The sequence below is a fragment of the Streptomyces sp. NBC_00016 genome, from assembly GCF_045040885.1.
Taxonomy (GTDB): Bacteria; Actinomycetota; Actinomycetes; order Streptomycetales; family Streptomycetaceae; genus Streptomyces; species Streptomyces coriariae.
The window spans coordinates 8606842-8630137 of record NZ_CP108304.1 but is presented as its reverse complement, the minus strand read 5'-3'; the positions used below and the strand labels follow the sequence as shown (position 1 = coordinate 8630137).

General features: G+C 69.3%; 20 protein-coding genes and 2 pseudogenes. 12 read left to right on the top strand and 10 right to left on the bottom strand.

Annotated elements, in window-relative coordinates:
• The first annotated feature begins 194 nt into the window (after positions 1-194).
• A complete protein-coding gene (locus tag OG933_RS38270; RefSeq protein WP_405631576.1) occupies positions 195-557 on the top strand; it encodes a hypothetical protein in 363 nt (120 codons plus the stop codon).
• A 1139-nt stretch (positions 558-1696) separates the two neighbouring features.
• Positions 1697-2032 (top strand): MerR family transcriptional regulator, encoded by a 336-nt coding sequence (locus OG933_RS38265; RefSeq protein WP_362521271.1) that lies wholly within the window; start codon positions 1697-1699, stop codon positions 2030-2032.
• A 523-nt stretch (positions 2033-2555) separates the two neighbouring features.
• Here the strand turns inward: OG933_RS38265 and OG933_RS38260 are convergent.
• Entirely contained in the window at positions 2556-3092 is a 537-nt protein-coding gene (locus OG933_RS38260) for a hypothetical protein (protein ID WP_405631574.1), read from the bottom strand.
• Positions 3093-3319: 227 nt separating this feature from the next.
• On the opposite strand from OG933_RS38260, the pseudogene OG933_RS38255 reads away from it, so the two are divergent.
• The 6 genes and pseudogenes from OG933_RS38255 to OG933_RS38230 all read left to right on the top strand — a co-directional run.
• Positions 3320-3654, top strand: a pseudogene (locus OG933_RS38255) (hemolysin III family protein); the annotation flags it as partial.
• Between the two features lie 423 nt (positions 3655-4077).
• Positions 4078-4281: a cold-shock protein gene (locus OG933_RS38250; RefSeq protein WP_007387007.1), complete on the top strand. Its 204-nt coding sequence runs from the start codon at positions 4078-4080 to the stop codon at positions 4279-4281.
• Between the two features lie 321 nt (positions 4282-4602).
• Positions 4603-6114: a DEAD/DEAH box helicase gene (locus tag OG933_RS38245; protein WP_362521265.1), complete on the top strand. Its 1512-nt coding sequence runs from the start codon at positions 4603-4605 to the stop codon at positions 6112-6114.
• A 52-nt stretch (positions 6115-6166) separates the two neighbouring features.
• The gene (locus OG933_RS38240) at positions 6167-6568 is read left to right on the top strand and encodes a CBS domain-containing protein (protein ID WP_362521263.1); all 402 of its coding nucleotides are present in this window, start codon (positions 6167-6169) and stop codon (positions 6566-6568) included.
• Between the two features lie 52 nt (positions 6569-6620).
• A complete protein-coding gene (locus OG933_RS38235; RefSeq protein WP_362521259.1) occupies positions 6621-6932 on the top strand; it encodes an SCO5918 family protein in 312 nt (103 codons plus the stop codon).
• A pseudogene (locus tag OG933_RS38230) lies at positions 6931-7518 on the top strand (IS5 family transposase); the annotation flags it as partial. The gene OG933_RS38235 and the pseudogene OG933_RS38230, both read left to right, overlap by 2 nt.
• Positions 7519-7879: 361 nt before the next feature.
• Here OG933_RS38230 and OG933_RS38225 read toward each other — a convergent pair.
• From OG933_RS38225 to OG933_RS38195, 7 genes are all read right to left on the bottom strand, one after another.
• On the bottom strand, positions 7880-9622 hold the full coding sequence (locus OG933_RS38225; RefSeq protein ID WP_405631570.1) for an endo-1,4-beta-xylanase: 1743 nt from the start codon (positions 9620-9622) through the stop codon (positions 7880-7882).
• 595 nt (positions 9623-10217) lie between these two features.
• Positions 10218-10715, bottom strand: a complete 498-nt coding sequence (locus OG933_RS38220) for a hypothetical protein (protein WP_362521255.1) — start codon at positions 10713-10715, stop codon at positions 10218-10220.
• Positions 10699-13851: a dynamin family protein gene (locus OG933_RS38215; RefSeq protein ID WP_405631568.1), complete on the bottom strand. Its 3153-nt coding sequence runs from the start codon at positions 13849-13851 to the stop codon at positions 10699-10701. Before OG933_RS38215 ends, OG933_RS38220 begins: the two co-directional genes overlap by 17 nt.
• On the bottom strand, positions 13841-15643 hold the full coding sequence (locus tag OG933_RS38210) for a hypothetical protein (RefSeq protein WP_405631566.1): 1803 nt from the start codon (positions 15641-15643) through the stop codon (positions 13841-13843). The genes OG933_RS38215 and OG933_RS38210 overlap by 11 nt, the downstream gene beginning before the upstream one ends.
• 13 nt (positions 15644-15656) lie before the next feature.
• Complete coding sequence (locus OG933_RS38205; RefSeq protein WP_405631564.1) at positions 15657-17582, bottom strand: dynamin family protein; 1926 nt, start codon at positions 17580-17582, stop codon at positions 15657-15659.
• Between the two features lie 40 nt (positions 17583-17622).
• A complete protein-coding gene (locus tag OG933_RS38200) occupies positions 17623-17991 on the bottom strand; it encodes a hypothetical protein (RefSeq protein WP_362521248.1) in 369 nt (122 codons plus the stop codon).
• Between the two features lie 18 nt (positions 17992-18009).
• On the bottom strand, positions 18010-18285 hold the full coding sequence (locus tag OG933_RS38195) for a hypothetical protein (RefSeq protein ID WP_405631562.1): 276 nt from the start codon (positions 18283-18285) through the stop codon (positions 18010-18012).
• Between the two features lie 488 nt (positions 18286-18773).
• Here OG933_RS38195 and OG933_RS38190 point away from each other — a divergent pair, with 488 nt between their 5' ends.
• The 4 genes from OG933_RS38190 to OG933_RS38175 all read left to right on the top strand — a co-directional run bounded on the left by OG933_RS38190 (position 18774) and on the right by OG933_RS38175 (position 21187).
• Positions 18774-19118, top strand: coding sequence for a LysR substrate-binding domain-containing protein (locus OG933_RS38190; RefSeq protein WP_405633632.1), 345 nt, complete (start codon positions 18774-18776; stop codon positions 19116-19118).
• Between the two features lie 46 nt (positions 19119-19164).
• The gene (locus OG933_RS38185) at positions 19165-19701 is read left to right on the top strand and encodes a hypothetical protein (protein WP_405631560.1); all 537 of its coding nucleotides are present in this window, start codon (positions 19165-19167) and stop codon (positions 19699-19701) included.
• Between the two features lie 54 nt (positions 19702-19755).
• Positions 19756-20340 (top strand): TetR/AcrR family transcriptional regulator, encoded by a 585-nt coding sequence (locus tag OG933_RS38180; protein WP_362521240.1) that lies wholly within the window; start codon positions 19756-19758, stop codon positions 20338-20340.
• Positions 20341-20419: 79 nt separating this feature from the next.
• Complete coding sequence (locus OG933_RS38175; RefSeq protein WP_405631557.1) at positions 20420-21187, top strand: SDR family NAD(P)-dependent oxidoreductase; 768 nt, start codon at positions 20420-20422, stop codon at positions 21185-21187.
• A gap of 117 nt (positions 21188-21304) precedes the next feature.
• Here OG933_RS38175 and OG933_RS38170 read toward each other — a convergent pair whose 3' ends face one another.
• Together OG933_RS38170 and OG933_RS38165 are read right to left on the bottom strand one after the other, a co-directional pair.
• Positions 21305-22549: an ROK family protein gene (locus OG933_RS38170; RefSeq protein WP_142268948.1), complete on the bottom strand. Its 1245-nt coding sequence runs from the start codon at positions 22547-22549 to the stop codon at positions 21305-21307.
• A 27-nt stretch (positions 22550-22576) separates the two neighbouring features.
• Positions 22577-23239 carry an alpha-ketoglutarate-dependent dioxygenase AlkB family protein gene (locus OG933_RS38165; RefSeq protein ID WP_405631554.1) on the bottom strand — a complete coding sequence of 221 codons (663 nt, stop codon included), beginning with the start codon at positions 23237-23239 and terminating at the stop codon, positions 22577-22579.
• Between the last annotated feature and the right edge of the window lie 57 nt (positions 23240-23296).

Sequence of the window (23296 nt, the reverse complement as noted above, 5' to 3'; positions counted from 1 at the left end):
TGGTGTGTCGCCCCTTGCGGGCTGAGCCGCGGGCAGGGACAGCGTCGAGGGCGGCGGGGTTGCGCAGGCAGGTTGACGGGGGTGGCGGTTAGCCGCGCAACCCCTGCTGGACGGGCAGCACTCTGGCCTGCCGCGCCGACGTATTCGATGCCTGCGAGCTGCGACTTCCTGCCCACGCGAAGCCTTGAATCCGTGTGCCGTTGTGCGTAAGGAAGCCGGTGACTGCCTGGCGGCCAGGACGGACGGAAGCGCTCCACCTCGTGGCACCGCCAGCTTTGCAAAACCGGCGGCCGCAACACCCGACGGCGCGCGAAGAGGAGATCCTCCGCGCGATCCGCCACTCCATCCAGGACCGCGGCGAGGCACTGTCCGTGCGGCAGCCAGCGCGGGAGATCGGGATGAACAGCCCGGCGTCCGTCATCTACCACCTGAGGAACCTCGAAGAGCGCGGCGCCCCGGACAGGAGAAACCGGCACGGAGACTACGGGACGAACCGTTGGACGCTCACCGCGCTCAAGCAGCCCGTCCCAGCCGCCCCGGCGAACAGGGCGCGGTGAGGCAGTGGCCCTTCGCCGCTTGCAAGCCGACGCTCAAGATGCCGCACGTTCTGACGTCTCCCAGAGCCTTGCAGTGCCACGGTGCAGCGTGATTCGGCTTCAGGAGGCATCTGAGGACGTGGTAGCCGGGTGCTGCTCTGTACGTGGCGATCCGCCGTGACCGACGCGGCGGCCCGGCCGGCCAGGGACGACCGCAGGTCATCGCCGAAAGCACACCCAGCCGTACTGGAAAGCCCACCCCCTCACACGGAGAAGCCGTGGCGGATCGGGCCGGCGCCCTGCCAGGTCCTGGACCCACTAACCGCGCCGGGCCGGTCTTCGGGGTGCGGTGCCGATCGCGAGTGAAGCCGGATGAGGTGCTGCGATCCGCGACGAGACGCAAGTGCGCCGACCGGAGCGGCTGCCCAGCCGCAGGGGCCAGGGGTGTGCTTGTTCGTTGTTGTGCGTGGGCGACTACCTCGCAGCCAGACCCACGAAAATCTGTGTTGGCTGGAGTAGACATTGGGTGACGGGCCAGTTATGGTTTCTCTCGTAGACGAGATCAAGAAGGGTCCGGCAGAAATGAACTGCCGGGCAGCAGTACGCAGGACGGTGCGGCGGTGGAGTTCCGAAGCCAGGGTTGTTGCAGGACGGCGACGGGACTGACGGCCGGACCGGGGGGCCCGCAGTGATCAGGGGCCGCCATGAGCAGGACCGCAGTACCCGCAGTGCAGTTTTCCTGTGGTTCCCCGGTAAAGGCGTCTGACTGCGGGCGCGCGTACCGGGAAGTTCGGCAGTGGGGTTCTAAGCCAGAGCAGATGCAGGACGGGCGACGGGGCTGGCTGCCGAAGGCTGGCGCTTGTTCCAGGCCACCAGCAGTACCGGTTTCGCAAGTGATTGATCAGAGGGAAGAACGGAGGAGCCCGCGCCATCAGGATCGCCCGGCCGAGTAGTGGGTCCGGGTACCGCAGGACATCGATAGTGAGGTGGTCTCCGGTCACGCATTCGCGATCCCCGCATCCCCGGCAGTGTTCAGGTCGGGTCCGCGGAAACATGAGACCGGCGCAACAGTAGGGCCGGCAGATGGTGTAGCAGTTCCTTCGGGGCCCTGGTGCCGGTACGGCACCAGGGCCCCTCCACGCGTTCCGCAGAGAGGTGCAATGACAGCAGACGACTCGTTCGGGCGTCTCGACGACGACGACTACCCCGCCTACACCATGGGCCGGGCCGCCGAGATGCTCGGCACCACCCAGGGCTTCCTCCGCGCCGTAGGCGAAGCCCGCCTCATCACCCCGCTGCGCTCCGCAGGCGGACATCGCCGCTACTCCCGCTACCAACTGCGCATCGCCGCCCGCGCCCGCGAACTCGTCGACCACGGCACCCCCGTCGAGGCCGCCTGCCGCATCATCATCCTCGAAGACCAACTCGAAGAAGCCCAGCGCATCAACGCCGAACACCGCCTCGCCGCCGAAGCATCCAAACCACCCGCAGCCTGAGGCAGTGCGTGGGCATTGCCTCAGATGACAGGGTGTACGGGCGTGCAGCGCCTGCGTCAGCTGTCATGGTTCGGAAATTCCCCTTCGCCCACGCCTTCGGCGTGGGCGTTCTGCTGTGCTGCTGTGCTGCTGTGCTGCTGTGCTGCTGTGCTGCTGGAACCAGGCGACCATCTCCGCCTTGCGCATGTTGCGGGAGGCGTACATCGGCTGGATGGCTTGAGACACGGCCGCGTCCGGTAGCTGCCGGGTCCGTGCGGGCGGTGCTGTCAGCCGGCAGTGGGTCCCTCTCTCTGGCGGGGAGAGGACCTGTCACAGACAGGACCGGGGTCGGCTGAGAGCGTTCAACCGTCGCCGAGACTGGAAGCGACGACGCTGCGCTCCTGGTCGCCGGCGACGAGGGTGGGGCTCGGAAGGGACAGGAGCACCAGGCCGGATGAGTAGGGATACGAGGCCGGGGCCGCGTGGCGCGGCTGGGGCGCCGCATGCCCGGTGCGGCTGTCGTGCGGTTTGGCGGAGCAGACGTTCAGACGCTCGTCCAGGCTTCGAGGAAGGCTTTCCGTCCAGCAGAATCGTCCGACCTGCGGTCGGCGTGCAGGACGCGCCAGGCGGTGAGTTCGAGATCGCGGAGCCACAGTTCTCCGATGACCTGTGTCTTGAGGTCGGGGAGATGGTCGGACTCGACGAGCGCTCGACCGATCACCTCCCCGGCCGCGACGCGTTGGGGCGGGGTCATCTCATCGACAGCCGAGAGGATCTGTCGGGCCAGGGCGGTTCCTTCGCCTGTCAGGGCTTGCACCACCTCGGCCTTGATGTTGGCGGGTAGCAGGTAGGCGGTGCCCGAGGACCTCCACAGGTCCGACCAGAAGCGTTCGCCTGCCTCGGTGGGAGCAGGGAGCGCGGCCAGCAACCCGAGGAGATGGCCGATGGACGCGTAGCCACCGGAGTGGGCAGCCGCGACGACCGCGATGCCGGCGACACGCTCCACATCGAGATGCCGGGCTTCGAGGTCGGAAGCGAGGCCCAATTGGTGTTCCAACTGGTTTGCGAGCGGGGCGGACACGTGGGGGCGGACCTCAGGAAGCATCGGCGATCCTTGCGGGTAGGCGAGCGGAGATGCCAGTTCGGAAGCCCTGATCGTTCCCCAGGACCAGTGGCGCTACTCGGATCAGGGCGGCCCAATTGGCGGGACCTGGGAGCCGCACCGGCGTCCACCCGCCGCGAGGGAGCCCACGCCCGGCCGAGGCGGCGCCTGGTTTTCGGGCCGGCCTCTGCAAAGGCTGTCCTGTGAGTCTCCTAGTGTGGATCGTGGGGACGGGGGCGTTGGCCGGCATCGGTTCCGGGCCCTGTGGGTCGGAGCCCCGCGCCGGCTGTACACCCCGTGCTACCTGGCCCTGGGCTGGGCGCCGGTGCGCTACCTGCCCGGCTTCTCGCACACCGGCGGGGTGGCCGTCCTCACCCTGATCGTGGCCGGCGGTCTTCTCTACAGCGCGGGCGCGGTTGTCTACGCCCTCCAACGGCCCGACCCCTTCCCCCGCTGGTTCGGCTTCCACGAGGTGTTCCACGCGTTGACCGTGGCAGCCTTCGCCGCGCACTACATCGCCATTTCCCTGGCCACCTGCTGACCGCCACGTCACTGCATGCCTCCCGGCCTGCCCGCCCGCCCCACCAGCGGCCGCCGGGCTGGAAATCTCCGCCGGAATACGAGCTCTCTTGAGCGCTTAACGGCGATCGCTGTTCCTGAAACGCTGCGCTTCGGGTGGGTCAATATCTATGGTCGCGAAGTGAGGGTTTGACACGTCGCGCGCAAAGTGTTTTTGCTGCAATCAGCAGGACGGAGCCATTTACCGCACTCCGCCCGCCATCTCATGCTACTGTCGATCTCAGTTGCAGTTGTGGTTCCCAAAAACTTCAAGCGCCTTCATCGGAATTTTCAGCCGCTGGCGGCGTTTTCGTATTGCCGGTCATTTTCCGGACGGGGCATCATCGCGGCGACCCGGTATCCGTGCATCGCGGGTCCCGGCGTACTGCCCAAGAGGAGATATGACATGGCGTCAGGCACTGTGAAGTGGTTCAACGCAGCCAAGGGTTTCGGCTTCATCGAGCAGGACGGTGGGGGCGCCGACGTATTCGCCCACTTCTCGAACATCGCCGCCCAGGGCTTCCGCGAGCTGCTCGAAGGCCAGAAGGTCACCTTCGACATCGCGGCGGGCCAGAAGGGCCCGACGGCCGAGAACATCGTCCTCGCCTGACGCTGACGCGCACTTCGTAGCTGGGGCCCGCATCCCTCGGGGTGCGGGCCCCAGCTACGGATATTTCCCGCAGTGGTGCGACCTGCGGGACGAGAGGCGTCCGTGGCCCCTCACCCAGGGACACGCGCCTCGTCCAAAGCGCAACCGGTAGGCGCTCGGGATTTCACGTCCATGTGGCGTCAGAAATTCGTCGATGCAATCCGCACCAGATCTACTGCACTCCATATTCATTTCGCGTCCATTCGGTCCGTTCTTGTGATTCCCCGCGCTGCTTCCGCTGCGGGAATTCCTTGATACGTGCCGTATCAAGGAAGGTTCTCAATGAACTCCGCACGTACCAATGACCGCTCCTCCCGCCGCAGTCGTGGCGACGGCCCCGCTTTCGGTTCCAGCGCCGGTTCGAAGCGGGGCAGCCGTTTCGGATCATCCGCCCCGAGCCGTTCAGGGGGTCCGAGCCGTTCGGGCGGCTACGGCCGGCGGCCCGCAGCGGTGCAGGGCGAGTTCGCCCTGCCGGAGACGATCACTCCCGCGCTGCCCGCGGTCGAGGCGTTCGCCGACCTCGACATGCCCAAGCAGCTGCTGGCCGCGCTGACCGCGCAAGGCGTGAGCGTCCCGTTCCCGATCCAGGGCGCGACCCTGCCCAACACCCTCGCGGGCCGCGACGCCCTGGGCCGCGGGCGCACCGGTTCCGGCAAGACCCTCGCCTTCGGCCTGGCCTTGCTGGCCCGTACCGCCGGACAACGCGCCGAGGCCCGCCAGCCGCTGGCCCTGGTCCTCGTGCCGACGCGTGAGCTGGCCCAGCAGGTGACCGACGCACTCACCCCCTACGCCCGCTCGGTGCAGCTGCGTCTTGCCACGGTCGTGGGAGGAATGTCGATCGGCAGGCAGGCCAACGCGCTGCGCAGCGGTGCCGAGGTCGTCGTCGCGACGCCGGGACGGCTCAAGGACCTCATCGACCGCGGGGAGTGCCGGCTGAACCAGGTCGCCATCACTGTCCTGGACGAGGCGGACCAGATGGCCGACATGGGCTTCATGCCCCAGGTCACCGCGCTCCTGGACCAGGTCCGCCCCGAGGGCCAGCGCATGCTGTTCTCCGCCACCCTCGACCGCAACGTCGACCGCCTGGTCCGCCGCTACCTCACCGACCCGGTCGTCCACTCCGTCGACCCGTCCGCGGGTGCGGTCAGCACAATGGAGCACCACGTGCTGCACGTCCACGGCGCGGACAAGCACTGGACGACGACACAGATCGCGGCGCGCGAAGGCCGGGTGATCATGTTCCTGGACACCAAGCACGCCGTCGACCGGTTGACGCAGGACCTGCTCAACAGCGGGGTGCGGGCCGCTGCCCTGCACGGCGGCAAGTCACAGCCGCAGCGCACCCGAACCCTGACCCAGTTCAAGACCGGGCACGTCACCGTGCTCGTGGCCACGAACGTCGCCGCCCGCGGCATCCACGTCGACAACCTCGACCTGGTCGTCAACGTCGACCCGCCGACCGACCACAAGGACTACCTGCACCGCGGCGGCCGCACCGCGCGCGCCGGCGAGTCCGGCAGCGTCGTCACCCTGGTCACCCCCAACCAGCGCCGCGACATGACCCGTCTCATGACCGCCGCCGGCATCATCCCCCAGACCACCCAGGTCCGCGCCGGCGAAGAGGCACTCAGCCAGATCACCGGCGCCCAGACGCCCTCCGGCATCCCCGTGACGATCACCGCGCCGGTCGCCGAGCGCCGTCAGCGCAGCACCTCGTCCTCACGCGGCCGACGCAGCGCCGCCTCGGCCACCCGGCGCATGACCCGGCAGTCCTCGTTCAACGCGGCGGCGTAAGGACTTCGTGTTCAGATTCAGGAATCTGGCCCACCTCTGCAGGAGGCACGTTGTGACGATGGTTCAGATGCAGCCCCGCTCGACGGGCGCCGCCCCCGCGCCCACAGTGGCCGACACCATGGAGACCGCCGGACCGCAAGTCTGCGACGACATGACCGTCGAGGTGGCCCTGTCCGTCATGGCGAGCGCCCGCACCTCACACCTGCTCGTCTGCGACAACGACGGCGTGTGCACCGGACTTCTCACCCAGGCCCAGCTCACCGCGGTCCGCGACAGCTCCGCGTACACCGACCGGGTCCAGCTGCGGGACATCCTCGTAGACCAGGGGCCCTTCGCCTCACCCGTGACCACGATGACCGAAGCCGAGCACGCGATGCGCTACCGCCGCCTCGATGCCCTGCCCGTGGTCGACGAACACGGCAACGCCTTGGGCGTCCTCGCCCTGGCCCGCTGAACCGCCTCGACCGCGGCAGAACCATCCCCTCGTTCTTCTCCTGTGAGGCATCATGCGCTGTGTCATCGCCCGCTTCCCCTTCGACCTCACCAAGAGCGGCGTCCTGGAATCGATGAAGGGCGTCAAGCCCGAGGAAGTCTTCGGGGCGTCCGTGATCGTCGGCCGTCGCACCTACCCCGTCAAGCAGGTCGGGCAGGTCGTCACCCGCCAGGACCGCCGCGACTTCAGCACCGGAGAAGTCCTGCGGGCCATGACCCAGCTCGGCTTCACCTGCCGCGACCGTTCCCCAGCCGCTGCACCAACGCGCACGCTCAGCGCGTTCCAGGAGGCTTCCGCGATGCTCGGGGCCCCCGCAACCGTCTGACGCGGTCTTCGACCATCTCAACGGCCTGCTCCGACGCCTCGTCCGCGAAGCCGAAGGCCGTGACGCCGAGCCGAGCGCCTGCGTGCTCGACGCCCAGAGCATCAAGACCTCCGCCAACGTGCCTGCGGCAGGTCAGGGCATCGACGCAGGCAAGAAGATCGCAGGCCGCAAACGCCACATCGGCGTCGACACACTCGGCCTCCTCCTGGCCGTGCTGGTTACGGCCGCCAGCGTCTCCGACAATGCCGGTGGCATTCACGTGCTTTCGAGCATCGCCGCTGACCACCCGCGCATCACCAAAGCGTGGGTCGACAACGGCTACCGGATCAAAGTCATCGACCATGGTGCCCGCCTCGGCATTGATGTGGAAGTCACTCGCCGCGATCCCGCCCAGAAGGGCTTCAAGGTGATTCCGCGGCGTTGGGTTGTCGAGCGGACCCTCGGCTGGCTCATGCATCACCGCCGCCTGGCCCGCGACTACGAGGCCCTCCCTCACCGGTCCGAAGCCATGGTCCACCTCGCCATGATCGACCTCATGAGCCGTAGGCTCACTCGCGAATCGACCTCGAACTGGCGCCACGCGTGACCGCGGTGTAAAGCACCGTCACAAGCTCGCCGGCCTATGCCGCAATACGCTGAATCGCTGGCCCACTGCATCGACGCAATCATGCAGATGCGGCGTTGGTAGGCCGGCATGCTCACGCATCAGGGCAATGGCCTGCACGTTTCGACCGGCCGAAAGGAGGCTGTCCACCTCCCGGCGGACCTCCGCGGACAGCCGGTCCCACAAGGCGTTCTCCATACCTGCATTGATTCCCACGTGCCACCCTCTCGAGCGACCGTGACCTACTCAACTTCGCCGCCTTATCAAACGCCCCTGGCGGAACAAGACGCTCTTTGACTCTCACTACCATCGACACCAAACCGAGAGATCGCACCTTGATTCCTCACGCCTCGTCAAAGGCCTCGAGCAGGCGCTCGTACGCCAGCTTCGGCCGCAGGGCCGCGTCCCACGGCAGGGAATCGGCCGTGCGCGGAGGATAGATCTTGGTGTCGGCGGTGGAACCGTACCGGTCGGTGAATCCCCATGTGGAGAACGATGTGCAGTTCGGCTCCTCCAGGCAGACCCGCAGCTTGCCCGCCATCTCATCAGCCTGGGTCTGCCGCCCGTCCTCCTCGTCCTCACCTATGGGGACGTCCATCTCCGACACCCGCGCCTGAACCCCGAGCTCCGCCAGATCCCGCACATGGCTGCGGAAGGTCTCCGGGTCGATGCGGTCGCCGGGTGCGTACTCATGGTTCTGGAAACCCACGCCGTCGATCGGTACGCCGCGTTCCTTGAGCCGCTTGACCAGATCGTAGAGGGCGTCCCACCGCTCGCCTTCCTCCTCGACCCCGTACTCGTTGAGGAACAGTCGTGCCTTCGGATCGGCCCGGTGGGCCGCCCTGAACGCCTCGTCGATGTACTCCTCGCCCATGGCCTCGAACCACGGGCTCTGCTCGGAGCGCAGACCGAGATCCCCGTTGGTGTAGCTCTTCTCGTCGTCGGACATGGGCTCGTTGACCACATCCCATTCCGCGACTTTTCCCTTGAAGTGCCCGGCGACCATGGCGATGTGCCGGAGCATGGTCCGGCGCACCTCCTCGGGGTCGTCGTTCTCCCGCATCCAGTTGGGCAGAGCCTCGTGCCAGACGAGGGTGTGCGCGTGCACCTTCATGTCGTTTGCGCGGGCGAAGCGTACGAGTAGGTCCGCGTCGCGGAAGTCGTAGACGCCCCGGCGTGGGTGGAGGAACTGTGGTTTGAACGCGTTCTCCGGAGTGAGCATGGAGAACTGGCTCCCCGCGAGCGCCCGGTAGCGTGAGTCGGTGAGCAGCGGGTTCTCGGCCAGGGCGGCACCGACGTCGAACGGCCGCCCCACGTCTGCGGCCCGCGCACGCAGCGAGTCGTCGGACTGCTCCTGGCGTAGCTGCGGCGCCTTGATCACGCGGAGCGAGTCACCGCTCTCTGCCCGGGCGATCAGCTGCGTCAGACGCCATCCCTCGCGGCGCTCGTCTTCGCCCGCGTCCGCCTCCAGACCGAACCAGACAGTGCCCTCGGCGAACACCCCCGGGTCCTGCACGGTTCCCAGCCGCCGCCCGTCGGCTTTTACGCGGAATGTGTCACCGATGCTCGACACGGCGAGCGTCACCGTCCCGGAGCAGCCGCAGTCGAAATCCTTGGAGGTGGCCGGCTCATCGCCCTCGCCGTCCCATATCTGTACCTTCACTTGTCCGTCGGCGGTCACGCCGACGCGGAGTGAGGGCCGCTCCTGCCGCCACTCGTCGTAGATGACCGGTACCCGTCCGTACAGCCGCAGCCATGAGTCGCCGTCATCGTCACCCACACCGGACATGCGCGCGGTGACGGTGAAGTCGCCATCGGACCTAAGATGCGGGCCGGCCAGGTTCAGCGGGGGGTTGGGCTGGCCGCCGGAGGAGTCCTGCTCCACGATGTGCCGATCCGATGCGCTGACCCGCAGGATGTCGTTCCGCGCGGTGGTGCCCGGCATCTGCGTCCAGTCGTGGTTCCGCAGCAGGTCTTCGTCGTTTCCGCCGCCCGCGCCTTCGCCCTGCCCCGTACACCCGGCCGCCACCGCCATGACGAGCACCACGGCGGTCAGTCGCTGCCACGTCCCCCCACCAAGGTCCACGGTCCCTCCCACTCTCTTGTTCGAGACGAGATCAACGTCTCGAAGCCGGGCCACAGTTCATCACGCATGAGGTACGGCGGCCTTGTGTGGCACGTCCCAGCTCGTGTGGCGGAGCGGGCCCGGATCGTTGCGGCCTGCGCGGAAGGCGCATCAAACACGCGTGTGCCAGCGAACTTCAGGGTATCCACGGAGACGGTACGCAAGTACGCTCACTGTTCGCTGACCGGCGGATGGTGGGACTGGCTGACGAGCCGCGGCCGGGCCGCCACAAGTCAGAACTGGTACTCAGCGAGGCTGAGCGTACGGAGTTGACGCGCTGGTCGTGACAGGCGATGACGACCGGGCCGGGATCGGCGCCGGGGCTGTTGGTGTCGACATAGGTGATGCACTGCCTGCACGCCGACACCACGCCTGACGAGAACGCCAAGCAGGCTCGGTGCCATCGCAGGCTCCTGCCCTCTCCGGCCGCGGACAGCCGATCCCACAAGGCGTTCTCCATACCTGCATTGAATCCCACGTGCCACCCTCTCGAGCGACCGTGACCTACTCAACTTCGCCGCCTTATCAAACACCCCTGGCGGAACAGAACGCTCTTTCAGCTGCGGCTGTCTACGAACAACATGATCAGGGCGGCCACCGGAGCGACCACTGCGAGGGGCAGGCCGATCAGCAGGTAGCGGCGCAACGTGGCGAGCCGGGTCGCCAGCGCCTCCCGGGCGTCGTCCGCTGACCGGGCGCCGGCGGAACGGGCGGTCTCCTGCGCCTCCAGTCGCTCTTCCAACGCTGCCATGCGATCCACGAGCAGGGCCAGCCGGTCGTTCAGGTCTTGCAGCAACCGCTCCTGCGGGCCCAGGCCCTGGCGCACCTGGGCCGTCCCCCTTTCGACGGCGTCCGCGAGTCTTGTCGGAACGGCGTCCACGGCCGTGCGTACCCGGCCGATGGCCTGCAGCAGCCGACTCAGATCTTCGCCGAATTCCGCCAACTGATCTGCCAGCGGCCGTAGTTGTGGTCGGAGCGCCTTGTCGGCGGTCTCCGCCACTGCCGCTGCCAGTAGTTGCGCTGTCTCCTGCTCGTAGTCACCGATGGCGGCCATGTCTTTCCCCGTTCTCCAGATTGCGTTCGAACGCGGCCAGTCGACCCTGCCACCGCTCCAGATCCTTGCGGATTCGGGCGATCTCGCCGAGTCGGGCCTTGGACATCGGTCGTGCCTGGGCCGAACGTTCGGCCAACAGGGAGTCGATCAGTCGTGAGATCTCGTCGGTGAGGTGCTGCCCACCTTCCTTTGCGCGCTCCTTCATCGTCTGGCGCCCGGCCGCGTCGCTCTCCCCCCATGCTTCGACCACGCGGTTGCGGTTGCGCACGGTATCGCTGCCCTCGCTCCGGCCGGCGAAGAAGTCCTTGGTCTTCTGCCACCTGTTGCGCCAATGGGCGGCTCGGGCGGCAGCGGCCACCCGAGCAACGGGGAACAGCGTTCCTGTCGACGGGGTGGGCGGGTCGCTGATCGAGGCGGTGATGCCCGCAGCCTCGCTCCGGCTGCGGATCTCGTCGGCGATGAGGGCGAGCTGGGCCGCGACGGCTTTGTCCGCGCTGTCGTTCAGGGCCCGGAACGCGTTCTGCAGGTCGTCTTCGACAGTCCGGTACGTGTCCGGTCCTTCAAGGCCGTTGACGAGCCTGGTCACCTCCTGCCGGTTGAGCGAGGTGGCCTTCTCCACGCGTTTACGCAACCGCGGCAGGCCCCATTCAGCGGACGTCTCGGCGTCCTTGCGTATCCCAACCAGTACTGTCAGGCTGGCGTCCAGCTCGGCCAGCCGGGTCCGGCGGGCGGCCTCGTCGGCATGCGCGATCGCCACCTCTGCGACGCACCTCCGGTCGGCCTCGGTCAGCAGGTTGTGCAGCTGGCGGGTCCAGTCCAGCAGGTACGGCCGCCGGTCCGCCTCGGCGAACCGCCCGAGGTCGCGGACCAGATCCTGGAAGTCCGCGTTGCGGTTCTTCACATCGGTCAGATAGAGCTTGGGCGACTCAACCCCGAGCCGCTTCAGTAGCTTCAGAGCTGATTGCCGGATCTCCGGTAGTTCCTCCGGCGCCTTGAGATCGACCGCCGTAACCGCCACGAACAGCCGCTCCAGGCCCCGGCTGTCCCGCTCCATGTAGCGGAGGATGCGGCGGAGGTTCTTCTCGTCCTCCTGCGCGGCGGCGTGGTCCGCCGGGAGACAGCACAGCACGGTGCACTTGCGCTCGGAGAGGATGCTGTGAGTGATCTCGGCGTGGTGCGGCTTCGGCGCGTCCGTCCCTGGGGTGTCGATGAGCGTGACGTATTTCAGCAGCTCCAGCGGATAGCCGAGGCGTAGTCTTCCGACGCGCAGGGAGATGCCGAGATCCCCGCCGATCCGCTCGAAGGCCTGCTCGGGCGTGAGTGGTTTCAAGGTCTTGGTCCAGGGCGCCGCAGCGAATTTCCGTACCTCGACCCGGGTGACCACCGTGCTTTCGGGCAGTGTGCGGCCGTCGGGATCGTTGGCGCCGTGCGGATAGACGTAGTCGGGAAGCTTGCCGTGGGCGCCTAGTTCACGCAGTACGTCGACCGTACGATGGAAGATCTGAACCGTGTCCTTGTCGCCCGCCTGCACGGCCTCGCGTTCCGGGTGGCCCTTGATCAGCCAGAAGGTGCAATCGGCGGGCGTCACCTGACCTGTCCGGAGCCAGCTTGCGAAGGCCTCGATCTCGTCGGCCCGGATCCGGAACCGTGCTCCCTCGTCCCGCTCCCGGGCGAGGAAACACAGGTCGGCCGTGGTACGCCAGTCGACTCCGAGGACCTGCTCCTGCTCAGCCCAGGTGACGATGTTGACGGTCGCGGTCTCGGCACGGACGCTCGTCGGCAGGAGCTTGCGCACTCGGTCGCCGAACCGCTGCTCCACGATGGCGTTGATGAGTGAGGACTTGCCGGAGGAGAACTGCCCGAGCAGGGCGATCTCGATGCACTCGGACGTCGACTTGTGGCGAAGTGTGCGGAGCGTGTTCCGCTCCTCCTGGGTCAGTCCCAGCTCATTGGCGTGCGCGACGAGGTTGCACATCATGCCGTGCAGGTCGGCGCGCGCTTGCAGGTACCTGCGGGCGAAGTCCGTTTTCGGGGCCTGCAGCGGCGCATCCCCTTCGGCACCTTGGCGGCCCGCCCGGATGTTGCAGTGGTCCACCAGCGCCGACGCTGAGCGCGCGACCAGCGGACGCAGGAACGACACGGGATAGAACCGGGTCTGCTGTGCGTCGCGGCAGAGCTCCTTCAGCATTCCATCCACAGGAAGGAGTGTCCGGCAGTCCCGCAGTGCGCGGGCCAGCTCACCCCACGCCGCGACCCGCTGCACAGTGGCGTCGACTCGTGCGTCGTGGTGGATCACCGACATCCGTTCGGAGATCGCCGACGACAGCCGGAGGGCGACCTGGGCGGACCACTCGAGCACCGCCGATCCGGTGCCCGGGCGCAGCGCCTGCGCTCGCAGGACCGCCAGGCAATCCACCAGTACCGCCCGGCTACGGCCGGACGAAGTCGCACCGCCGTGGCCGGTCACCTCGGAGACGACCAATGGAAGGGCATACGGCCAGTCCGCCACAGGTACCGGGACCAGTTCCAGAAGCGACTGACGCGGCAGCAACTGGTCGTCCCTGATGGCCTGCACCACCACCGGCTGCCGGCCGCGCAGCGCCTCGAAGGCCTGGACGTCGAGCTCGGTGACTCCGCGGTGGGGCAGCACGTACAGCACACCGACGGCCGGATCGGCCAGCTCCTCGGCATACTCGGCGAGGTCGCTGAGCGCCCCGTCGAACCCCGGCAGGTCCAGTACCCGTAGACCACCCGCCAGCAGATCGCACGGGACGTGCACGCGCACCCGCCGAAACCGCGCCCCGGTCGCCTCCCGCTGCGGCTCCACCGGGAACGCCGGCCGCCATCCGTCGGCCGCACAGCCGTGGACCTCGATGCCCGGCCCGGCACCGTACACGTACTCTGTGGGCCCGTGCCACTGCCTGGCGACGGCAGCAAGCGCAAGGGCGCCTGCCGACCCGCCCCCGAGCAGCGCTCTCAGCAACGTGGTCTTGCCACAGCCCCGAGGCCCCACCACAGCCACCGTGCCGGACAGCGGCGGGGCCGCCGGCAGCTCGATGCCCGCCGCCGCGGCCAAGCCGGTCACAGCAGCGGTGTGTCGCGGCATCCGCAGCACGGCCGTCCGCTCACCCGACACGGCGCCCCTCCGTCCGGCACCACGCGCGCAGAGCCTCGATGCGCGCCTGTCCGGCCGACCAGGAGTGCCGGTCGGCGAGCGCGACGGCCACCGCCTCGAGCCAGGCGGCCCGGGTCTGCCCGGCGCACTCGGCGTCTGCGCGTGCAGCCTTCACCACGACCTGTTCGACGGTGCGGCTCAGCGTCTTGATCTGCGGTTCGAGTACGGTCTGCATCCCGGTCTGCAGCAGGCCGCTCAGATCGGCACTCTCCTGCGGGACGTTGTTCACCGCACGCAGCACGGTCTCGTGGAGCAAACGCAGGTTGCGGTCGATAAGCTCCGCAGCCTGCCCGAGGCCGGGGTCGGCCCACGGCGGTTCCGAGGCGGCGGCCCTCTCCTGGCCGGCATTCGCCGTGCGGTACGGCGGCTCCGACTGCTGTTGATGCTGCTTCTGTACATCCGGCGCGGAATCCTGAGCTCGGGACGGGTTGCCGTCGTCCCGGCGCGGGCCTGCGCCTGGTTCGGCCTCGTGGTCCGGCTGCTGAGCCGTGAATTCCTGGGGGGTGCCCCACGGGTCGGAGCCTTTCGTCCCCCTCTCGATGTCGGGGTGTGCCTCTCCTCCGCCAAGGCCGGCGCCGACGTGCCACTCGTCGGCATCGCGTGCGGGCCCGGGCATGGCGTTCTCAGCGCAGTGGCGCAACCGGTGCAACATGCCGTCCAGATCACACCGGTCGAGCGCAGTCACTGCCTTCTCGACCTCTGTGGTCGTCCACTGACCAGACCACAGCGGCGAAGGCAGCTCTCCGACGTTCAGCATCGCCGCAGCGCGGCGATCGTCGCCGAGCACCTGCTCGCACTCGGCCCGGAAGCCCGCACAGGCGTCCGGAATCGCTTGCTCCGCTTCGTGTCGGAAGATCCGCCACGCCTCACGCAGCGGCTGTACGACCGACTCCCAGGGCGCGACGCCCACTTCGCCGTCCTCGGCCCACTCGACGGCACGCCCACCGACGGCCAGCGACACTCGCGTGAGCTGCTGCTCCGCAACGCGGATCGTGTCAAGCGCGCGCATCCGGGCCAGGTCGGCCTCATTGTGCAGATGTCCAACCACGGACTCTTGCCGGCTGCGCAGTTCGGCCAGCCGCGCCGACTCCCGGCGCTTGATCTCCACGCGTCCTTCGAGCTGTGCCGCAGCCGTGTCGACGAGGGTGGCGAGCGCACGTAGCGCGGGCAGGCAGTGCGGTTGCCCGGCTGCCTCGGCCAGCACCTGCCGTAGCAGCTCCGGGAAGGTGCCCTGGCTCCCGCCCGCCGCGTGAAAGTGCCACTGTGCACCCAGTGGGCCGAGGGCGGGGCGCAGCCGGAACCTCTCGATCTCGCTGCAGGCTGCCTGCTGTTCCGAGTCCCCGCCCAGCAGCTCGACATCCGTGACCAGCACGACGACACGGCAGCCGTCCGCCGCGGCCTGCCGCACGGCGTCCTCCTCCCGCTGGGACAGCGCCTGTTCTGCCGGTGTGGCAAGGACGACGACATCGCACAGAGGCCGGTCGGCCCAGTCCGTGACGGCGTGCCGCAGCATGCGGACCTCCGGAACGGCATCGGCGACCGCCCCCGCGACAGCGTCGGCAACAGCTGCGCCCGTGGGCCTGGAGACCAGGCAACACGTCGGTGCCGCCACCAGGAACGCCGCGAGCTCGTCCGCCCGGCCGCCGAGATCCAGGCCCAGGTCGGCGGCCGTGGAGACCAGGCCCGCCAGCGCCTCCGCGAGGGATACGTCGGCGCTCGCGCCACACTCCACAAGCGCTTCCTCATCTGCCACGCTCGGCCCCCTCTCATGCGGACGCACGCGCCGGCCCCAACCCGCCGCAGGCGTCGGACAGCCGGGCACAGACATCGGCTGCCTCCTGCCACTGCCGTGAGCGCTCCTGGGCCTCCATCTGCAGGCGTCCGCCCTCACCGGCCCTGCGGTCAGCCTCCGCCTTCAGCCGCTTGAAGATCTTCGCGTTCTCTGCCCGGTAGAACTTCCCCTGTGCCTCTTGGAGGCTGGCCCGGGTGGCCCGCACACCAGTGGCTGCCTGGCGACGTGCGAGACTCAGCTGGCCCCGCCGTCGCTGCGCACCTGCTCCGATGCCGAGGTCGTTCAACAGCATTTCGGTGGCTGCGACGGCCTGGCTGGCCGGGTGGCACATCATCGTCACGGAGCGGAAGAGCTCATCAGAGGCCTCCTCGACCAACCCCTGCGCTCCCGCCGTCACTTGTGTGAGTACGGGACCGAGCTCGGCGGCGACCACCTCGCCGACCTCGTCGATGCGCAAGTCGCTTTCGTTCCAGCCGAACGACAACTCGTCGAGCGCGGCGCGATGGAGCGCATGGGAGAAGATCCTCAGGCGGTCTGGTCCGAGAGCGTCCCGGACCATGCGTTCCATCCTCTCTGCGAGGGTGAGCCCGGAATCGTCCGTGAAGATCGACGAGATACTGGCCCACAAGCCCTGCACCGCCATACGCCGCGCCTGGGCGTGAACCTGCTCCACGGCCAACTCCGCGGCCTCGGCCACGTCCTCGAGCAACTCGCCGATGTGCAGGTCCATCAGATCCTCGAGCCGACGGTCGAGGCGGCGCTTTTGAGGAAAGAGGGCCGTCTTGACGAACTCCGCGTGCTTGTCCTTCTCGCCCCCGGCCTTCTCGGCCTCAGCCGTGAGGCGCTCTGCCTGCCGCTCCGCCCGGGCAACGAGTCGCTTCAGCGTGTCTCGGACGTCTGACAGCGCCTGGCTGCTGCGCCCGGAACTGCCCTGCCCGCCGAGGAAGGACGCCGAGAGATGCTCGTACAGGGCCGTGTATCCCGAGGCGGCGAGACGGTCCTGCGCCGCGCGGACTGCCTCGGGGTCGCCGCCGTGTGCCACCGTCCGCAGCTCCTGCAAGGCCGCCAGGCCGTCGATGGAGTCAACCGCGACGGGCTGCCCGTCGGCGGTGGCGCCGAAGGTGTCCATGACGGCAGCCAGAGCCACATTCACGTCCGGGATCTTGTTCTTCTTGGTGACCACGACCAGGAACCGCCGCCTGGTCCGCCGTAGTTGCTCGGCGAGCCGGACCGTTTTGTCGCCCCCGGGCTGATGGCCGCTCACCACGAGCACGGCCGCGTCCACCAAATGCAGAGCCTCCATGGTCGTCGCGTCGTCCGCCTGCGTGGCGCTCAGACCGGGCGTGTCCAAGATGATCAGGTTCTTCAACACGCCTGCCGGTAGGCGCAGGATCACGCGCACCCGCCGACCGTGCACCGATCGTCCCTCGACGGTGCGCTGGTCGGTGTACCGCTGCGCCTCCTCCAGCGTTCCACGGAACAGGGTCGCGCCGTCCTGGTCCAGCACCTCTCCCGACTCGGTCCCACCCCACCACAGCTCGGTGAGCGTCCCCGTGGTGGCAACCACGCCCTCAACCACGGCACCGCGGCGGCCGAGCAGCATGTTGATCAGCGTGCTCTTGCCGGCGTTGAAGTCCCCGACAACACCGAGCCGGTACGGCTCCCCATAGCGTCTGCTGATCTCCGTGACCCGGGCGGAGCCGGCAGCGAATCCGTCCACCGCGTGCCCGCCCGCCTCGGTGTCCAGGTGCCTGAGCTCGTTCAGCGCCTCAGTGATGCCGCCGAGCAGGGCCTCTATCTCCCGAGGGGAACCGCCGGGTGTGAACGCGGCTCCGTACGAGCCGGAAGGTGCCATCCTATGTCCTTTCTCGTCCCACCATTGGTGGGCGAACGAGCCCATAAGGGATCTCAATGACGTCGCAAGGTGGAGGCTGTCGCGCCTAAATGGCCAAGACACCGAAGACGACCACGAACGCCAACCCCAGCGCGAAGAAGGTCATTTGCAAAGCGGCCGGCAGTCGGATGTTCGTCGAGTAGATGGAGGTGGTGTCGTCACTTCCGCTCACGGTGCCGGCCAGAGCCAGGAGCGTGCCAACTCCAGTGAGTACGGAGATGGCGTGAGCCAGCCAGGCCAGCTGCAGCCACACCAGGTCCGAGGGAGTCGCATCGGCGACGATGTCCTTGGCCAGACTGATCGTGATGGTGACGACCGCGGTCGTCAGCGTCAGGACGTGCTTGCTCGTATCCGACGCCAATGTCAGGGCGGCATTGCGTCGTCCTGCTGCGGCCGCTTCTTCAGCTGCTGCCATGGTGGCCTTCTCTCAGGATCAGCAGAACGGCCACAGCGGACAGGTGTGTTCCCTGATCGCGGTGAACACGGCCAAGGTGACGGTGGCCAGACTGCGACGGCGCGTCTCGACGGCCAGATTCGAGGCGAACCCCTCAAGATTGTGGGTGGCCTCGGGCAGTCGAGCCTCGGGATCCGACACCGCCATCAGCTCGTTGAGGCCGCCGTGCAGGAACTGCACGAATACTGGTTGCGTCTCCTCGGCGACAGGGACACCTGCCAGGCCGCGCCGCGTGGCGGCGTTGAACTCCCGCACGGCCCGGTCCCTGAGCTGTGCGGTCGCGCGCCGATCGCTGGACCGGCTTCCCGGCCTCGGGGTCCCCTCGGACTGCCGCCGACCTTGATTGCCGCTCATGAGCCCCCCGGTGCACTCACGCCTTACCCCACTCGCTTGGGGCCCGCGCCGTGCTCCCGCGACATCACCAGTGCAAGAACTATGCCCTAATGGCGGAAAGGCCCCCATCCGCTTGACGCACAGCGACGCTATCCGCGGAGTTGCACGTTGTCAGCGGCGCGTTAAGGGCACAGAAGTACTTCAGGCGTGCGCCCTCGGCGCACGTTGGACCGCCGACGCCCCTTGGGGTGCCTGTGCGTCAGGTCCGACTGCAAGGCCACCCGCTCGCCTGAGCTGAGGTGACTGCCGATCTTCCTGGCGACCTTGAGGGAGAGGTACTCCACGAAGCTGTGGGCTCGGGTCTCGGGCGTTGATGACGGCGACGTAGGTGAGGAGGCCCGCCCAGTCGCCTGACCGCGGGCATCCGATGGCCACCGCGCCGCCCTGCAGCTCGGGGCCTCCACCCTGCGGGAAGGAGATGTCGGCGACGCTGTAAACAGCTCACCGCCCGCGCCGCGGTCACGGTGCCCAATCTGTACGCGGTCCTGTCGGCGGTCAACGCGGGCGCCGGCTACAGCGTGCTGCCGCACTCGCTGTGCCAGGAGTACCTGGAGGCGGGCCGCCTGACCCGCCTCCACTCCCCCGAGGAACCCCCGCTCAACACGCTCTTTCTCGTCCAGCGTCCCGGCAGCGACGCCAACCCCGATGTGCTCCGGGTCGGCGACCGGCTGCGGGCGGCGGCGCGGGCCTGGTAGCAACCGGCCTACAAGCCTTGTTCGTTGAGCCTGCCCAGGTGAGGATGTGAGTCTGCTCCAGGGGGTGCTCATGCGGATCCGGTACGCCGCCGCGGCCTGCGCCGGTCTCGCGGTGCTGGCCTCGTCCACCGGCTGCACGGTGCCGGTGGCGGGCAGTACGGGCATCACGGTGACCGAGGAGGGACAGCCGGTCGGGGTGCTGATGGTCTGTCACCACCACATCGACAGTGCCGTCCTGTACACCGGCGACGGCGGCGACGCGTCCGAGGACGTGGGGAGTTGGAGCCGCGCGGAGCCCGCCACCGGCTTCGTCACCTGGCCACTGCGCACCGGCGGCGGGGGCTGGAGCGTCGACCGGCAGCCGCCGGCCACGCTCGAACGGCAGCGCACCTACATCCTGTACGGAGCGACCGAGGACAACTCCTGGTCGACGACCGACGTCTCCTTCACGCTCGCCCACCTGGCCGCGCTCGCCCCGGGCCGGGTGCGCTATTTCGCGGGCGAGGTGCCGGGCGCCGACGACGACGGTTATGTCACCGCGTCGATCGAGGACTTCCGCGCGGACGCCTGCGAGGACGACTGACCCGCACCCCTCCCATACTTGACCGATCATTCTCGTTTGATCTAGCGTCACCCCATGGCCAGGACCAAGGAATTCGACCCGGACGCGGTCCTCCAGACGGCGCTGGAGCTGTTCTGGCGGCGCGGCTACGAGGCCACTTCGATGGCGGACCTCGTCGAGCACCTGGGCATCGGCCGCGCCAGTCTCTACGCGACCTTCGGCAACAAGCACGACCTGTACCTGAAGGCGCTGGACCGGTACGGGGAGAAGCACCAGCCGCTGCTCCTCGACGAGTTGTCGCAGCCGGGGCCCGCGCTCCCCGCGGTGCGCGCCGTGGTGCGGCGGTTCGCCGCGGAGGCGACGGACGAGGCGAGCCGGGCGTACGGCTGCCTCGTCACCAACACGGCGGCGGAACTGGCCCCGCACGACGCCGCGGCGGCCCGCCGGGTCGAGCGGAGCTGGGAGCATCTGGAGACGCTGCTGGAGTCGGCGCTGGTGCGCGCGCGGGCGCAGGGCGAACTGCCGGCCGGGCGCGATCCGCGCGGGCTGGCGCGCATGCTGCTGGTCCTGCTCCAGGGGCTGCGGGTGGTCGGCAAGGCCTCGACCGATCCCGCGCGGGTGCGGGACGCGGCGGAGCAGGCGCTCACCCTGCTGGACTGACCGACCCCGGCCCGTTGCAACCGCCGGGGTCGCTTTTACCTGCCCACATACTGGAATGATCGGTCTGGAAAGGACTGCCATGCCTCGGAACCGCTTCTCCGGCCGCACCGCACTCGTCACCGGTGGGGGTTCCGGCATCGGACGCACCCTCGCCCTTGCTTTCGCCGCCGAGGGGGCCCGGGTCGTCGTGGCCGGGCGCACCCGCGCCTCGCTCGACGAGACGGTCGGGCTCGTCGAGCGGGCCGGCGGGACGGCCCTCGCCCGGGTCGCCGACGTCTCGCGCGCCGCCGACCTGGACGCGCTCGTCCGGGCGGCCGTCGACCGCTTCGGCTCGCTCGACGTCGCCGTCAACAACGCGGGTGCCCTCCGGGCGGGACGGCCGCTCGCCGACGTCGACGAGGAGGACTGGCGGTCCATGATCGACACCAATCTGACCGGTGTCTTCCTCGCCCTGCGGGCCGAGGTGCGGCAGATGCGGACGCAGCCGGGCGGCGGCGCGATCGTCAACGTGTCGTCCAACATCGGCGTGCACCGGCAGATCCGGGGCCTGACCGCGTACGCCACGAGCAAGGCGGCCGTGACCGCGCTGACCCGTGGTGCCGCGCTGGAGCACCTGGGCGACGGCGTCCGGATCAACGCCGTCAGCCCCGGCCCGTCCGAGACGGCCATGTCGCTGCGGCCGGGCGAGTCCGAGGACGAGCGCGCCCTGCGGATGAAGGAGCAGTCGCCGCTGGGCCGGGTGTCGTCGACCGAGGAAGTGGCCCAGGCGGTGCTGTATCTCGCCTCGGACGACGCGGCGTCCGTCGTGGGCACCGACCTGGTGATCGACGGCGGGGCCGCGCTGTAGACCGGCCGTGCAGTAGCAGGGCCGTGCAGTAGAGCGGCCGTGCGGTGAGCGACCCATGCGGGGGGGGCCGCCCCTGCGGTCGGCCGGGTCGGGCCGTGCCGTGGGCGGCGCAGCGTCTCACACGGGGCCCAGCGCCCCCAGCGGATCGTCCAGCACCGGCTGCCAGGCCAACTCGGCCGCGCCGACCAGGCTGTTGTGGTCGAGGGAGCAGGCGAGGATGGGGACGCCGCCGCTGCGGCCCCACAGGCTCCGGTCGGCGACGACGGCGCGCAGCCGGTCGGGGTCGGCGTCGAGGAGGGTGCGGTGCAGACCGCCGAGGATGATCCGGTCGGGGTTGAGGATGTTCACCAGACCGGCCAGACCCAGGCCGAGCCGGTCGATCAGGGCTTCGGCGGCCATGCGGACCACGGGATCGCCGTACTCCTCGCGGATCAGTTCGTTGGCCTGCTGGAGCAGGGAGCCCTCGGGGCCGGGTTCGCGGCCCGCGGTGGTGAGGAGGGCGAGCGGGTCCGCCTCGACGTCGAGACAGCCCCGGCTGCCGCAGTAGCAGGGGCGGCCCTCGGGGTTGACGGTGAGATGGCCGACCTCCAGGGCGAGGCCCGAACTGCCCGTGTGCAGACGGCCGTCCAGCACCAGCGCGCCACCGACACCCCGGTGCCCGGTGGCCACGCACAGCAGGTCGCGGGCGCCGCGTCCGGCGCCGTGCCGGTGTTCCGCGAGGGCGGCGAGGTTGACGTCGTTGCCCACGAACCCGGGGCCGGTGAGCCCGGCGGCGCGGATCCGCTCGGCGAAGATCTCCCGCACGGGCGCGCCCACCGGCCACGCCAGGTGCAGCGGGTTCAGCGCCAGCCCCTCGGGTTCGGTGACCGCGGACGGTACGGCGAGTCCGGCGCCCACACAGGGCCGGCCCGTCTGCCGCAGCAGTTCGGCGCCGGCGTCGACGGCGGCGCCGAGCACCTTGGCGGGGTCGGCGTCGACGGTCTCGCAGCTGGGCGTGGTGGCGACGATCCGCCCGCCGAGACCGACCAGCGCGGCCCGGAACCCGTCGGCGTGGACCTGCGCGGCGAGGGCGACCGGGCCTTCCTCGGCGACCTCGAGCCGGTGGGAGGGGCGGCCCTGGGAACCGGCGGCGGCGCCCGGCCGCGCGTCGACCCTGATCAGGCCCAGCGCCTCCAGCTCCGCGGCGACCGCGCCGGCCGTCGCACGGGTGACGCCGAGTTCGGCGGTGAGGACCGCGCGGGTGGGCGCCCGTCCGGTGTGCACGAGCTCCAACGCGGGCCCGAGCGCACCGCGCCCCCGGTCCAGCCGCGCTCTCGAGGTGGTCCCATCCCCCGCCGGCCGGGGGTCCGCCTTGCCGCTCATGAGGGCGAGTCTCCCATGATCCGTTCCTCAGGTGGCGGCGGGGAAGCCGCTCACCCGCAGGGTGATGTTCAGCCGTCCGGTCAGGCCGAGGCCGGCCGGCGCCGTGCCCGGGAGGATCCGCGGCACTCCGTGGTACGCGAGCCGCGACGGCCCCCCGAACACGAACAGGTCGCCGCTGCGCAGCTCGACGTCGGTGTAGGGCCGGGTCCGGGTCCGCGGGTTGCCGAACCGGAAGACGCAGGTGTCGCCGAGGCTGAGGGAGACCACGGGCGCGTCGGACTTCTCGTCGGCGTCACGGTGCATGCCCATCCGGGCGTCGCCGTCGTAGAAGTTGATCAGCGCGATGTCGTACGCGGCTCCCGCGGCCTGCTCCGCTCCGAGTGCGTCGGCCACCGCGCGCCGGCCCAGCTCGCCCAGCCAGGCGGGGAAGGGCTTGACGGGCGCGCCGTCACCGTCGCTGACCGTCCGGGCGTAGGCGTACGGGTACCAGTGCCAGCCCAGGCAGACCTGGCGGGCGGTCATCGTGCCGCCGCCGGGTGTACGGACCGTACGCAGGCCGGCCGGCGGACGGGCCCAGTCCCGGCAGGCCCGGAGCAGCTCACGCTGGTGTGCCGGGTCCGCCCAGTCGGGCACGTGCACCGCGCCTGGCGCGACCTGCGCGCGTTCCCGCGGAAACAGCTCGGAGTCCATGCACCCATCCTCCGCCATGGGTCCGACACCGGGCCTGAGCTGCTGCTCGGTTAGCCT

Bases quoted from the DNA above. Each gene is read 5' to 3' on its own strand.
- OG933_RS38235 (WP_362521259.1), top strand. From the start codon at position 6,621: ATGCGCTGTGTCATCGCCCGCTTCCCCTTCGACCTCACCAAGAGCGGC.
- OG933_RS38170 (WP_142268948.1), bottom strand. From the start codon at position 22,549: ATGAGCGGCAAGGCGGACCCCCGGCCGGCGGGGGATGGGACCACCTCG.
- OG933_RS38250 (WP_007387007.1), top strand. From the start codon at position 4,078: ATGGCGTCAGGCACTGTGAAGTGGTTCAACGCAGCCAAGGGTTTCGGC.
- OG933_RS38180 (WP_362521240.1), top strand. From the start codon at position 19,756: ATGGCCAGGACCAAGGAATTCGACCCGGACGCGGTCCTCCAGACGGCG.
- OG933_RS38200 (WP_362521248.1), bottom strand. From the start codon at position 17,991: ATGGCAGCAGCTGAAGAAGCGGCCGCAGCAGGACGACGCAATGCCGCC.
- OG933_RS38175 (WP_405631557.1), top strand. From the start codon at position 20,420: ATGCCTCGGAACCGCTTCTCCGGCCGCACCGCACTCGTCACCGGTGGG.
- OG933_RS38265 (WP_362521271.1), top strand. From the start codon at position 1,697: ATGACAGCAGACGACTCGTTCGGGCGTCTCGACGACGACGACTACCCC.
- OG933_RS38205 (WP_405631564.1), bottom strand. From the start codon at position 17,582: ATGGGCTCGTTCGCCCACCAATGGTGGGACGAGAAAGGACATAGGATG.
- OG933_RS38245 (WP_362521265.1), top strand. From the start codon at position 4,603: ATGAACTCCGCACGTACCAATGACCGCTCCTCCCGCCGCAGTCGTGGC.
- OG933_RS38165 (WP_405631554.1), bottom strand. From the start codon at position 23,239: ATGGACTCCGAGCTGTTTCCGCGGGAACGCGCGCAGGTCGCGCCAGGC.
- OG933_RS38220 (WP_362521255.1), bottom strand. From the start codon at position 10,715: ATGGCCGCCATCGGTGACTACGAGCAGGAGACAGCGCAACTACTGGCA.